At 61.2% G+C, this 13,158-nt stretch carries 10 protein-coding genes; 5 read left to right on the forward strand and 5 right to left on the reverse strand.

The window, feature by feature from the left end; genetic code table 11:
• The first annotated feature begins 16 nt into the window (after positions 1 to 16).
• From glgC to HB780_RS21820, 5 genes are all read left to right on the forward strand, one after another.
• Positions 17 to 1,279 (forward strand): glucose-1-phosphate adenylyltransferase, encoded by a 1,263-nt coding sequence (glgC, locus tag HB780_RS21800; RefSeq protein ID WP_183696434.1) that lies wholly within the window; start codon positions 17 to 19, stop codon positions 1,277 to 1,279.
• Between the two features lie 3 nt (positions 1,280 to 1,282).
• Positions 1,283 to 2,725: a glycogen synthase GlgA gene (gene glgA / locus HB780_RS21805; protein ID WP_183696437.1), complete on the forward strand. Its 1,443-nt coding sequence runs from the start codon at positions 1,283 to 1,285 to the stop codon at positions 2,723 to 2,725.
• A gap of 4 nt (positions 2,726 to 2,729) precedes the next feature.
• Positions 2,730 to 4,358, forward strand: a complete 1,629-nt coding sequence (locus tag HB780_RS21810) for an alpha-D-glucose phosphate-specific phosphoglucomutase (protein ID WP_183696440.1) — start codon at positions 2,730 to 2,732, stop codon at positions 4,356 to 4,358.
• Between the two features lie 83 nt (positions 4,359 to 4,441).
• Complete coding sequence (gene glgX / locus HB780_RS21815; protein WP_183696443.1) at positions 4,442 to 6,415, forward strand: glycogen debranching protein GlgX; 1,974 nt, start codon at positions 4,442 to 4,444, stop codon at positions 6,413 to 6,415.
• 68 nt (positions 6,416 to 6,483) lie between these two features.
• The gene (locus HB780_RS21820; RefSeq protein WP_183696446.1) at positions 6,484 to 6,972 is read left to right on the forward strand and encodes a MaoC family dehydratase; all 489 of its coding nucleotides are present in this window, start codon (positions 6,484 to 6,486) and stop codon (positions 6,970 to 6,972) included.
• 489 nt (positions 6,973 to 7,461) lie between these two features.
• Here HB780_RS21820 and HB780_RS21825 read toward each other — a convergent pair whose 3' ends face one another.
• Genes HB780_RS21825 through HB780_RS21845 form a run of 5 tightly spaced genes read right to left on the reverse strand, consistent with a single transcriptional unit; the run spans position 7,462 to position 13,047 of the window.
• The gene (locus HB780_RS21825) at positions 7,462 to 8,010 is read right to left on the reverse strand and encodes a sarcosine oxidase subunit gamma (RefSeq protein WP_183696448.1); all 549 of its coding nucleotides are present in this window, start codon (positions 8,008 to 8,010) and stop codon (positions 7,462 to 7,464) included.
• Positions 8,003 to 10,996: a sarcosine oxidase subunit alpha gene (locus HB780_RS21830; protein WP_183696451.1), complete on the reverse strand. Its 2,994-nt coding sequence runs from the start codon at positions 10,994 to 10,996 to the stop codon at positions 8,003 to 8,005. Before HB780_RS21830 ends, HB780_RS21825 begins: the two co-directional genes overlap by 8 nt.
• Positions 10,993 to 11,358: a sarcosine oxidase subunit delta gene (locus HB780_RS21835; RefSeq protein WP_183696454.1), complete on the reverse strand. Its 366-nt coding sequence runs from the start codon at positions 11,356 to 11,358 to the stop codon at positions 10,993 to 10,995. The genes HB780_RS21830 and HB780_RS21835 overlap by 4 nt, the downstream gene beginning before the upstream one ends.
• A gap of 16 nt (positions 11,359 to 11,374) precedes the next feature.
• Positions 11,375 to 11,794 (reverse strand): hypothetical protein, encoded by a 420-nt coding sequence (locus HB780_RS21840; RefSeq protein ID WP_435693916.1) that lies wholly within the window; start codon positions 11,792 to 11,794, stop codon positions 11,375 to 11,377.
• Positions 11,794 to 13,047 carry a sarcosine oxidase subunit beta family protein gene (locus HB780_RS21845; protein ID WP_047457069.1) on the reverse strand — a complete coding sequence of 418 codons (1,254 nt, stop codon included), beginning with the start codon at positions 13,045 to 13,047 and terminating at the stop codon, positions 11,794 to 11,796. Before HB780_RS21845 ends, HB780_RS21840 begins: the two co-directional genes overlap by 1 nt.
• Positions 13,048 to 13,158 lie beyond the last annotated feature (111 nt).

Raw genomic sequence — 13,158 nt, forward strand, 5'->3', positions numbered from 1 at the left:
GACAGGGAGGAATGAAATGGTAGAAAAACGCTTTCAGCCGCTGGCGCGCGACGCCATGGCCTATGTTCTTGCCGGGGGCCGTGGCAGCCGCCTGAAGGAACTAACCGACCGCCGCGCCAAGCCGGCCGTCTATTTTGGCGGTAAAACCCGCATCATCGATTTTGCACTCTCGAACGCACTCAATTCCGGTATCCGACGCATCGGCGTGGCAACCCAGTACAAGGCGCACTCCTTGATCCGCCACATGCAGCGCGGCTGGAACTTCTTCCGACCGGAACGAAACGAGAGCTTCGACATCCTGCCGGCCTCCCAGCGCGTTTCCGAAACGCAATGGTATGAAGGTACGGCCGACGCCGTCTACCAGAACATCGACATCATCGAGCCCTATGGTCCGGAATATATGGTCATCCTCGCCGGCGACCATATTTACAAGATGGACTACGAGTGGATGCTGCAGCAGCACGTCGATTCCGGTGCCCAGGTCACCATCGGCTGCCTGGAAGTGCCACGCATGGAAGCCGTCGGCTTCGGCGTCATGCATGTCAACGAAAAGGACGAGGTCATCGACTTCGTGGAGAAGCCAGCTGATCCACCGGGCATTCCCGGCAATCCGGAATTCGCACTGGCGTCGATGGGCATCTACGTCTTCCACACGAAATTCCTGATCGAATGCCTGCGCCGGGACGCCGCCGACCCGAACTCCAGCCGCGACTTCGGCAAGGACATCATTCCCTACATCGTCAAGAATGGCAAAGCCGTCGCCCACCGCTTCGCACAGTCCTGCGTTCGCTCCGATTTCGAGCGGCATGCCTATTGGCGCGACGTCGGCACGATCGACGCCTATTGGCAGGCCAATATCGATCTGACCGCCGTGGTGCCGGAACTCGATATCTACGACAAGTCCTGGCCGATCTGGACCTATGCGGAAATTAGCCCGCCAGCCAAGTTCGTCCATGACGACGAAAAACGCCGTGGTTCGGCCGTCTCATCCGTCGTTGCCGGCGATTGCATCATCTCCGGTGCGAGCCTGTCGAACAGCCTGCTGTTTACCGGCGTGCGCGCCAACTCCTATTCCAAGCTGGAAGGGGCCGTGGTGCTGCCAAGCGTCAAGGTCGGGCGTCACGCCCAGTTGAAGAACGTCGTCATCGACCATGGTGTCAACATCCCGGAAGGCCTGGTGGTCGGCGAGGAGCCGGAGCTGGATGCCAAGCGCTTCCGCCGCACGGAAAGTGGTATCTGCCTGATCACGCAGACGATGATCGACAAGCTGGATATCTGACAGATGAAAGTTCTTTCGGTTGCATCCGAAGTCTTCCCTTTGATCAAGACAGGGGGCCTGGCCGATGTGGCCGGCGCCCTGCCTGGCGCACTGAAGCCTTTTGGCGTCGAGATGAAGACGCTGATTCCGGGCTATCCGGCGGTCATGAAGGCCATCCGCAATCCGGTGGCCCGCCTCGAATTCGCCGACCTGCTCGGCGAAAAGGCGACCGTCTTCGAAGTCGAGCACAGCGGGATTTCCTTCCTCGTGCTCGACGCACCGGCCTATTACAACCGCACCGGCGGCCCCTATGTCGACGCCACCGGCAAGGATTATCCCGACAACTGGCGGCGCTTTGCCGCCCTGTCGCTTGCCGGCGCGGAAATCGCCAGTGGCTTGATGCCCGGCTGGCAGCCGGATCTGGTGCATGTGCACGACTGGCAATCGGCTCTGGTGCCTGTCTACATGCGCTACTCTTCGACGCCGGAACTACCGAGCGTCCTTACCATCCATAACATCGCCTTCCAGGGCCAGTTCGGCCCCAGCATCTTCCCCGGCCTGCGCCTGCCCCAACATGCCTTCTCGATGCAAGGCATCGAATATTACGGCGATATCGGCTTCCTGAAGGGCGGCCTGCATACCGCCCATGCCCTGACCACCGTCAGCCCTTCCTATGCCGGGGAGATCCTGACGCCGGAATTCGGCATGGGGCTCGAAGGTGTCATCGCCAGCCGCGCCGCCAGCCTGCATGGGATCGTGAATGGCATCGACGATGGCGTCTGGAATCCCGAAACCGACCCGATGATCGCCCAGAGCTACGGAGCATCGACGCTGAAGGACCGCGCCGCCAATCGCAAGCAGGTGGTCGAACATTTTGGCCTGGACGACGATAACGGGCCGATTTTCTGCGTCGTCAGCCGGCTGACCTGGCAGAAGGGCATGGACCTGCTCGCCAGCATTTCCAGCGATATCGTCGCCATGGGCGGCAAGCTCGCCATCCTCGGCGCAGGCGACACCGCTCTCGAAGGGGCGCTCTTTGCCGCCGCCGGTCGCCATCGCGGCCGCGTCAGCGTTTCCGCCGGCTATAACGAAGCGATGTCGCATATGATGCAGGCCGGCTCCGACGCCATCATCATTCCCTCCCGCTTCGAACCCTGTGGCCTCACGCAACTTTATGGCTTAAGATATGGCTGCCTGCCAATCGTCGCGCGTACGGGTGGTCTCAACGACACCGTCATCGACGCCAACCATGCCGCGCTGCAGGCCAAGGTCGCAACCGGTATTCAATTTTCACCCGTCACCGCCGAAGGGTTGCTGCAGGCCATCCGCCGCGCCATGTACCTTTTCCAGGACCGAAAGGTCTGGACGCAGATGCAAAAGCAGGGCATGAAATCCGACGTATCCTGGGGTAAGAGCGCAGAACGCTACGCGGCTCTCTACTCCAGACTTGTCTCGAGAGGCGCTTAACCCGATGATTAAAACCGTTACCACCACCCCCTATGCCGATCAGAAGCCTGGTACGTCAGGCCTTCGGAAGAAGGTTCCGGTATTCCAGCAACCGAACTATGCCGAGAACTTCATCCAGTCGATCTTCGATTCGCTCGAAGGTTATCAGGGCAAGTGCCTGGTCATCGGCGGTGACGGCCGGTACTACAATCGCGAAGCCATCCAGAAGGCCATCAAGATGGCCGCTGCCAACGGTTTCGGCAAGGTAATGGTCGGCAAGGGCGGCATCCTCTCGACGCCCGCTGCCTCGCACATCATCCGCAAATACAAGGCTTTCGGCGGCATCATATTGTCGGCCAGCCACAATCCCGGCGGCCCGACCGAAGACTTCGGCATCAAGTACAACATCAGCAATGGCGGCCCGGCGCCGGAAAAGATCACCGACGCGATCTACGAGCGCTCCAAGGTCATCGATAGCTACAAGATCGCCAATTTCCCCGACATCAATCTCGATCGCATCGCCCGCGAAGATGTCGGCGGCATGATCGTCTCGGTCATCGACCCGGTCGAGGATTATGCGGCCCTGATGGAAGAGCTGTTCGATTTCGGCGCCATCCGCAACCTCATCAGCCTCGGCTTCCGCCTCAACTTCGACGCGATGAGTGCCGTGACCGGCCCCTATGCCAAGGAAATCTTCGAAATCCGTCTCGGCGCGCCGGATGGCTCGGTGCGCAACTTCCTGCCGCTGCCCGATTTCGGCGGCCATCACCCTGACCCGAACCTCGTCCATTGCAAAGAGCTCTATGACGAGATGATGGGCGAGGATGCGCCCGATTTCGGCGCGGCATCGGACGGCGACGGCGACCGTAACCTGATTATCGGCAAGGGCATTTACGTCACACCCTCGGACAGCCTGGCGATCCTTGCCGCCAACGCTAATCTCGCACCCGGCTATTCGAGCGGGCTTAGCGGCATCGCCCGCTCCATGCCGACCAGCGGCGCTGCCGACCGTGTCGCCGAAAAGCGCGGCATCGGCATGTATGAGACCCCGACCGGCTGGAAATTCTTCGGCAACCTGCTCGACGCCGGCATGGCGACGATCTGCGGCGAGGAAAGCTCCGGCACCGGCTCGAACCATGTCCGTGAAAAGGATGGCCTTTGGGCCGTGCTGCTCTGGCTCAATATCCTCGCAGTGCGCGGCGAAAGCGTCATCGATATCGTCACCCAGCATTGGGCGACCTACGGCCGCAACTATTATTCGCGTCACGACTATGAAGGCGTCGACACCGATGCCGCCAACGGTCTGATCGACGCGCTGCACGAAAAGCTGCCGACCTTGCCGGGCACGAAATTCGGCGACCTCACGGTTTCGGCCGCTGACGACTTTGCCTATCATGATCCGATCGACAAGTCCGTTAGCCAACACCAGGGCATCCGCGTCTTTTTCGAAGGCGGCTCCCGCGTGGTCTTCCGTCTCTCCGGCACCGGCACGACGGGTGCCACCCTGCGCGTCTATATCGAGCGTTATGAGCCCGATTCGACCCGCCACAACATCGAGACGCAGGAAGCGCTGGCCGACCTCATCGACGCCGCCCAGGCCATCGCCGACATCAAGGGCCACACCGGCCGCGACGCGCCGACGGTGATTACCTGAGCCTACAGTCTAAACCCCTTCTCCCCGCATTTGCGGGGAGAAGGGGCCAGGAGCTGCTGAACGAAGCAGAAAGCCCGCGAGACATGCAAGAGCCCGCCACCCGATCCCTCGGCGCCACCCTCACCGACAAGGGAGCGGAGTTCGCAGTCTGGTCCAAACATGCCGACAGGATCGAGCTCTGCCTGTTCGATGCCGAGGGCAAAATTGAGGTTGCGCGTCTGCCGCTGACGCGTGAAGGCGATGAACATCGCCTGTTCGTGAAGGGCATCAAGGCCGGCGCACGCTATGGCTTTCGCGCCCACGGCACTTATGATCCCGACCAGGGCTTGTGGTTCGATCCTTCCAAGCTGCTGGTCGATCCCTATGCCAAAGAGCTCGATCAGCCTTTCCAATACGACCCGCGCCTCGGCACAATCGGCGAGGATACGCAGGATCTGATGCCGAAGGCAATCGTTTCGCGCGACGTCACGGTCAAGCCGGCCAAGCCGCTGTTCCAGCCGGGCGGCCTGATCTATGAAATCGCCGTCAAGCCTTTCACCATGCTGCATCCGGACGTGCCGGTGGAAAAACGCGGCACACTGGCCGCCCTCGCCCAACCCGCCGTCATCGCCCATTTGAAGCGCCTGCAGGTCGACGCCGTCGAACTCATGCCGATCACAGCATGGATCGACGAACGGCATCTGCCGCCGCTCGGCCTTACCAATGGCTGGGGCTACAATCCCGTTGCCTTCATGGCGCTCGACCCGCGTCTCGTGCCCGGCGGCATCACGGAGTTGCGCGAGACCGTCGCCGCCCTTCACGCCGAGGGCATCGCCGTCATCCTCGATCTGGTTTTCAACCATACCGGCGAGAGCGACCGGCAGGGCCCGACGCTATCATTGCGCGGCCTCGACAACCCCACCTATTTCCGCCATCAGCCAAATCAGCCGGGCACGCTCGTCAACGACACTGGCACCGGCAATACCGTCGCCTGCGACCAGTCGGCGACCCGCCGGCTCATTGTCGACAGCCTGCGTCATTTCGTCCTTCACGCCGGCATCGACGGCTTCCGCTTCGACCTCGCCACCATCATCGGTCGTACGCCCACAGGTTTCGATCCCGAAAGCCTGACCCTGCGGTCCCTGTTTACCGACGAGGTGCTTCAGGATCGCATCATGATTGCCGAGCCCTGGGATATAGGGCCTGGCGGCTATCAGCTCGGCAATTTTCCGGCCCCTTTCCTGGAATGGAACGACCGTGCCCGCGACGACCTGCGCCGCTTCTGGCGCGGCGACGGCGGCAAGACCGGCGACATCGCCACCATCCTTGCCGGCTCCTCATCCATCTTCGGCCGTGATGGCAGAACCCAGACGCGCAGCGTCAACTTCCTCGCCGCCCATGACGGCTTCACGCTGTTGGACATCGTCTCCTACGAGAACAAGCACAACGAGGCGAACGGCGAGAACAACCGCGACGGTCACAACGAAAACCTCTCCTGGAATAATGGTGTCGAGGGTAGGACGGACGATCTGGCCACACTCAGCAAGCGCCGCGCCGATATCGAGGCCATGCTCTCCACGCTCTTTGCCACGCGCGGCACCATCATGCTAACCGCCGGCGACGAAGGCGGCCGCACGCAGCGCGGCAACAACAATGCCTATTGCCAGGACAACGACATCACCTGGATGGACTGGGCAGCGCTGGACGAGGAGTTGATCGGCCACACCGCCTGGCTCGCCAGCCTCCGCCGCCGCCTCTCAGCCTTCAGCGACATGGGATTTTTCAAAGGTGACGGCGACGTGCTCTGGTTCTCCGCCGAGGGCATGGCGATGACGGTATCCGATTGGGAGCGGTCGGATGCCTGCCTCCTCGGCATGGCGATCGAGACATCAGACCGCGACAGTGGCGGGAAGACATGTCTGGCCATACTGCTCAATCGCGGACACGGGGAACAACGCTTCAAACTCCCTGCGTCGACTAAAGGCGGCTGGTCGTTGCTGACCCCGCAGGGAACGTCGACGGTTCAGAGCGAAATCACGGCATCGGCGCGCTCCGTCAGCTTCCTCATCGAAAACTGATTTCCTTGCATCTTTCCGGCCTTCTTCGCCAGAAAGGGCGAAGAAGCACCAGAACGGAAGAGTATCCTATGCCCGGCGATATTTCGCTTGTTGAGATCATGAAGCGTGTCGGAACCGAACTCGGCACTTCCGACTGGATCACGGTCGACCAGACCATGATCGACACGTTTGCCGATGCGACGCTCGACCATCAGTTCATCCATGTCGATCCCGAACGCGCCAAGGCCGAAACGCCCTATGGCGGCACGATCGCGCACGGCTTCCTGACGCTGTCGCTGCTCTCGGCCATGAACTACAGCGCCCTGCCCAAGATCCGCGAGGAGATCATGGGCATCAACTACGGCTTCGAAAAGATCCGCTTCATGTCGCCGGTCAAATCCGGCACCCGCATTCGCGGTCGCTTCGTGCTTGCCGAAACCCGGCTGCGCGGCGCCAATATGCTTATGCTGACCTACGACGTCAGCGTCGAGATAGAGAATGAGCGCAAACCCGCGCTCACCGCGACCTGGACAACCCTGTCGCAATTCGACCCGAAGGATCGGCCGGAAGAGGCTTAGGGCTTCTTTGAATTGCGAGACATCTTTCTGAAGAGCAAAATGACAAACGCGATCGCCGCGAATGATACATGAACTATATAAAAACTTAAATCCGGCTTTACGTACAGAAAACTTAGAGAAAATTCCTCATATACAATCTGTTCTATTATACGAAAAACTATCCACCCCAAGCTTAGCCATAAACAGAGACCGCACATATAATCTATGCTGAAATTTTGACTTCGCGCCGAGGGCTTTGAGCTTTTCGGCGGAGTCCCTATTCCAGTCCATGACCTGGCATCAACTTCAAGGCTTTCGTTGTCAGAGCCCATGAGCACGAACCTTGTATCGCGCATCACAGCGCACTGATTGCCGGCGAGTGTTTCGAGCCCGCTGATACAACGAGTATGCAACCGAAATTGATGGCAAACAAGATCGATTGCCATCAACTATCGGCATCATGCAATGGCCGATCTTTATATCAGCTTTGCTCGCGAGGGCCTGTCGAACTTAAAGACCCGCATCCTCCGCCGCTTCGGCAAGCAGACCAAACGCATAGTCGGAGAAGGACCGCCAGACTTCGACACGGAACGTCTCCTCGTCGAGCCGCAGCAGCACGATCTCCACCTTGCCGAACAGCGTGCGCGAGCAGGCGCCGACAGGAAACGCGACAAGCGACAGATCCTGCGAGCAGCCGCCGGCAAGCGTCGCTTGCGCGCCTGGGCCGGAGACGATGATCGCGGTGTTGCGATGGGAGACATCGGTTGCCGAATGCAGCACGCCGGCAGACGCCGCGAGAGCAACAAGCTCGGTGCCGCCATCGTCGATCACAAGCCATTCGTCCGGGCCGAGCCAGAGAGCATAACGCCCATGGCCGTGAGCAGACGTCTTCGGCTTGCGCGGCAATTTCACACCGAGCGCCTTGGAAAGACCGGCAATTGAATCATCAGGCGCGCGCAGCGCAATGCGGCTGGCGGCAGCAGCCGGGGTCAGGCGAACGGTGCCGGAGCCGCCATGGCGGCCAGTGAGCGGCACTTTACGGGTTGCGAGATCAACCATTGATCCGGCCTCCTTCCTTGTCAAAGAACACCAGATCCGTCACCTCGACGGCAATCGTCTTGTCGGGCATCGGCACGTAGAGCGTCTTGCCCATGCGCTCGCGGCCACCAGCAACCAGCGCAAAGGCAATCGAGCGGCCGAGATTTTCCGACCAGTAGGCCGAGGTGACATGACCAAGCATGGTCATCGGCTTCGGCTCGTTCGGATCGGCAACGATCTGCGCGCCTTCCTCCAGCACCACCTTCGGGTCGCGGGTGACAAGGCCGACAAGCTGCTTGCGGCCTTCCTTCACCAGATCAGGCCGCTTCAAGCCGCGAATGCCGACGAAATCCGTCTTCTTCTTGGAGACGGCCCAGGAAAGCCCGGCATCGTCAGGCGTCACGGTACCGTCCGTATCCTGGCCGACGATGATGTAGCCTTTCTCGGCGCGCAGTACGTGCATGGTCTCGGTGCCGTAGGCGCAAGCGCCCAGCGGCTCGGCCCGCGCCCAGACGGCTTCCAGAACCGACTGGCCGTAATCGGCCGGCACGTTGATTTCGTAGCCGACTTCACCGGTAAACGAGACGCGGAACAGCCGGGCCGGCACGCCGCAGACCTTGCACTCGGCAACGCTCATATGCGGGAAAGCCTCATTGGAAAGGTCCTGCCCCTCGACCAGCGGCTCGATGATCTCGCGTGCCTTCGGTCCCTGCACGGCAATGACTGCCCATTGCTCGGTGGTCGATGTCAGCCACACCTTCAGATGCGGGAATTCGGTCTGGAGATAGTCTTCCATATGATGCAGCACACGCGGCGCCCCGCCGGTCGTGGTCGTCACATGGAAGCGGTCCTCGGCCAGACGCCCGACGACGCCGTCGTCATAGACGAAGCCATCCTCGCGCGTCATGATGCCGTAGCGGCAACGACCAGGCTTCAGCGTGTCCCAAGCGTTGGTATAGAGCAGGTTGAGGAACTGCGCCGCATCCGGTCCGACCACCTCGATCTTTCCGAGCGTCGAAGCGTCGAACACGCCGGCGACTTCGCGCGCCGTGCGGCATTCGCGATCGACAGCCTGATGCATGGTCTCGCCGGCACGCGGATAGAACCATGCGCGCTTCCAGTTGCCGACATCCTCGAAGATCGCGCCGTGCGCCTCTTCCCAGGCATGCATCGGCGTCTTGCGCGCGGGGTCGAAGAAGGCTCCGCGCGAATGGCTGATCAGTGTGCCGTAGGTGACCGGCGTATAGGGCGCGCGGAAGGTGGTGAGACCGACCTGCGGGATGTCCTTGCCAAGCATTTCGGCGGCGATCGCCAGGCCATGCATGTTGGAAAGCTTGCCCTGATCGGAAGCCATGCCGTTGGTGGTGAAGCGCTTGATGTGCTCGATCGAATGCATGCCTTCGCGCACGGCAAGGCGGATATCCTTGGCGCAGACATCGTGCTGGAAGTCGACGAAAGCCTTGGCATTGGTGTCGGGGCCTGCTCCTTCGGCAGCCCCGATCATGCCGCCGGTCCATTCGAAAGCCTGTTCGGCATGGAGCGATATCTTGCTCTTGCCATTAGCTCCGGTCGCCCGCGCCATCAACTCGCCTGCCGCAAGCGATTCCTCGATTGCCGCCTGCAAACCGTCGGTGCCGTTGCAGGCGCCGACCGAGAGACAATCCTGAACATAGGTGCCCGGCAGGAAACGCTGCTTCTCGGTGTCGAATTTCAGCTTGCCGCGCGACTGCGAGAACAGATGCACGGAAGGCGTCCAGCCGGAAGAGACGAGCAGGGCGTCGATGGCGATCTTGCGCGAGCCAGAGCCGCCATTACGCGCCACCGTCATCGAGGAAACACGCAGCTTGCCGGCCGTGTCGATGACGGCGTAGTCGGTCAGCACTTCGATACCGAGCCGCTTCGCCTCGGCGGCAACCGCTTCGCTCGGCCGCACGCGGCTGTCGACGATAACAGCGATGGAGACACCGGCGCGCTTCAGGTCGAAGGCCGCTTCATAGGCAGAGTCATGCGCCGTGTAGACGCCGATCTTGGCACCGACCGCGACGCCATAGTGGTTGAGATAGGTGCGGGCAGCCGATGCCAGCATGATGCCCGGACGGTCGTTGTTCGGGAACACCATATGGCGCTCGATCGCGCCAGTCGCCAGGACGACGCGCTTGGCGCGCACCTGCCACAGACGCTCGCGCGGCAGATCGCGGCCAGGCTTGGCGAGATGGTCGGTGACGCGTTCCGCGAGGCCGACGAAGTTATGGTTGTAATAGCCGAACGCGGTCGTGCGGGTCAGCACCTCGACGTTGTCCATCGACTTGAGCTTGGCAACGACGCCCTGAGCCCATGAATAGCCTTCGGCACCGTCGATCTTCACGCTGGCGTCGAAACGCAGCGCGCCACCGGCTTCCGCCTGTTCGTCGCAGAGGATGACCTTGGCACCCGCTTCGGCTGCGGCGAGCGCCGCCGAAAGACCGGCAACACCGGCGCCGACCACCAGCACATCGCAATGGGCGTAGCGGCTGGCATAGTGATCGGGATCCTCTTCCGTCGGCGCAACGCCGAGACCGGCGGCGCGACGGATGAGCGGCTCGTAAATATGCTTCCAGGCCGCCTTCGGCCACATGAAGGTCTTGTAGTAGAAACCGGCGGCAAAGAAGGACGACAGCAGATTGTTGGCGCCGCCGACATCGAAGGCCAGCGACGGCCAGCGGTTCTGCGACTGCGCCTTCATGCCGTCGAAGACCTCCTGCACGCTGGCGCGCACGTTGGGCTGGCGGCGGGCGGCATCGCGGGAAATATCGAGCAGCGCGTTCGGCTCTTCGGCACCAGCCGAGAGGATGCCGCGCGGACGGTGATATTTGAACGAACGGCCGACGAGGTGGACACCATTGGCAAGCAGCGCCGAGGCGACGGTGTCGCCCTCCAGCGCCGTGTAGCTTTTGCCGTCAAAGGTGAAGCGGGCGGTTCTGGCCGGCGTCAGACGACCCTTGCCCACGATACGATTGGCGCCGCTCATTCCGCAGATCCCTCTTTTTTTGCCGTTTGTTCTTGTGCGTTTTTATCCTGCGCCACCGGCTCGTTGGCCGTCGGCAACAATGTCGAAAGATCCGGCTTCGGCTCGCCGGCCTTGTAGGTGAGGTAGAAACGGTCGCTGATCGTGTCGCGCGCCGCATTGAAGAAGCGGCCGCAGCCGTGAATATGCCGCCAGCGCTCGAAGATCAGACCCTTCGGATTGTCGCGCAGGAAGAAATATTGCTCGAATTCCTCGTCAGAAATCCCGGCAATGTTTTCCGGCCGCACGATATGCGCGTCGCCGGCATTGCGGAATTCCAGTTCCGAACGCTCTTCCTCGCAATAGGGGCAGTAAATCAGCAGCATCGTTTTCTACCTAATGTTAAAGCTCGGAACCGGGGATATTGGTGCCGGGAGGCTGCTCGCAGAGCTGGCGCCCCATGGTGACGAAAGGGGTTATGCGCTTCAGGAGCGCCTCCAGCGATCCATAGGGTTTCAGCACGTTGGTCATCCCCATATTGACCAGGCTCATGCCGAACAGATCGATGTCGAGCACGAAAGCCCTCGTCGCCTCAGGTTTCTGTTCCGGCACGAAATAGACCGCCGGCTTGTTCAGCACCTTGGCGCAGATCAGCGTTCCGCTTTCGGCCACAAAGGGCCATTCGGCTTCATCCTTCGCCTTGTGGATCACCTGCATGCGAAAATCCCCAGCCCCTGGAAAGAGATCGCTGACTCCGGTCACGATCGTTCCTGCCGGCAATGAAAGCCCTGCTGCAAGAAAGATCCCGACCGGCGCCAGCATCAATGCGCCACGGCGGCAGCCGCCGCTTCGTCGATCAGGCGGCCTGTGCGGAAGCGATCCAGATTGAGCCCGGCATTGAACTTGTGCGGTTCGTCGCGGGCGATCAGATGCGCAAACAGATTAGCCGAGCCCGGCGTCGCCTTGAAGCCGCCCGTCCCCCAGCCACAATTCACATAGAGCCCCGGCACTGGCGTCTTCGACTGGATCGCCGAGCGGTCCGGCGTGTTGTCGACGATGCCGCCCCAGGAGCGCATCATCTTGACGCGCCGGAACATCGGGAACAGCTCGCAGATCGCATCCAGTGTGTGGGTGATGATCTGCAGGCCGCCGGTCTGGCTGTAGGAATTATACTGGTCCGTGCCGGCGCCGATGACGAGTTCGCCCTTGTCCGACTGCGAAATATAGGCATGCACCGTGTTCGACATGACGACGCAGGGGAAAATCGGCTTCAGCGGTTCGGAAACCAGCGCCTGCAGCGGGCTCGATTGCAGCGGCACGCGCACGCCGGCCATCTGCATGACCACCGTCGTGTGGCCAGCCGCCGAAACACCGATCTTCTTGGCGCCGATGAAGCCACGGTTGGTGTCGACGCCGGTCACGCGTCCATCCGGCCCGCGCTGGATGCCAGTCACTTCGCAATTCTGGATGATATGCACGCCGCGATCAGACGCTGCGCGAGCAAAGCCCCAGGCAACCGCATCATGACGCGCCGTGCCGCCACGACGCTGGAGAGCCGCGCCGTTGATCGGGTAGCGCGCGCTGCCGGAAATATCGAGCGGCGGACAAAAAGCCTTGGCCTGCTCCGGCGTCAGCCATTCATTGTCGATGCCGTAGAGACGGTTGGCATGAATATGCCGTTTGAAGGATTGCTGGTCATGCACATTATGCGACAGCATCATCACGCCGCGCGGCGAGTACATGACATTGTAATTGAGATCCTGCGACAGCCCTTCCCAGAGCTTCATCGAATGCTCGTAAATGTGCATGCTCTCTTCATAGAGATAGTTCGAGCGGATGATGGTCGTGTTGCGGCCGGTATTGCCGCCGCCGAGCCAGCCCTTTTCGAGCACGGCGATATTGGTGATGCCATGTTCCTTGGCGAGATAATAGGCAGCGCCCAGACCATGGCCGCCACCGCCGATGATGATGACGTCATACTCCTTGCGCGGCTCTGGCGAGGACCATTGGGCCTCCCAGCCCTTGTGAGCCCGCATCGCTTCCCGTGCCACGGCAAAAACCGAGTATTTACGCATTCGCCCTCAACTCCTTCAGGCAACAAGCCCGTTTCATCGGCCATACAAATCGCAAATCGAAAACCGACACAACGGCTCTTTTGCGACGCATTCCGCACCGGCTTTCGACAC

Source organism: Rhizobium lusitanum, from assembly GCF_014189535.1.
GTDB lineage: Bacteria > Pseudomonadota > Alphaproteobacteria > Rhizobiales > Rhizobiaceae > Rhizobium > Rhizobium lusitanum_C.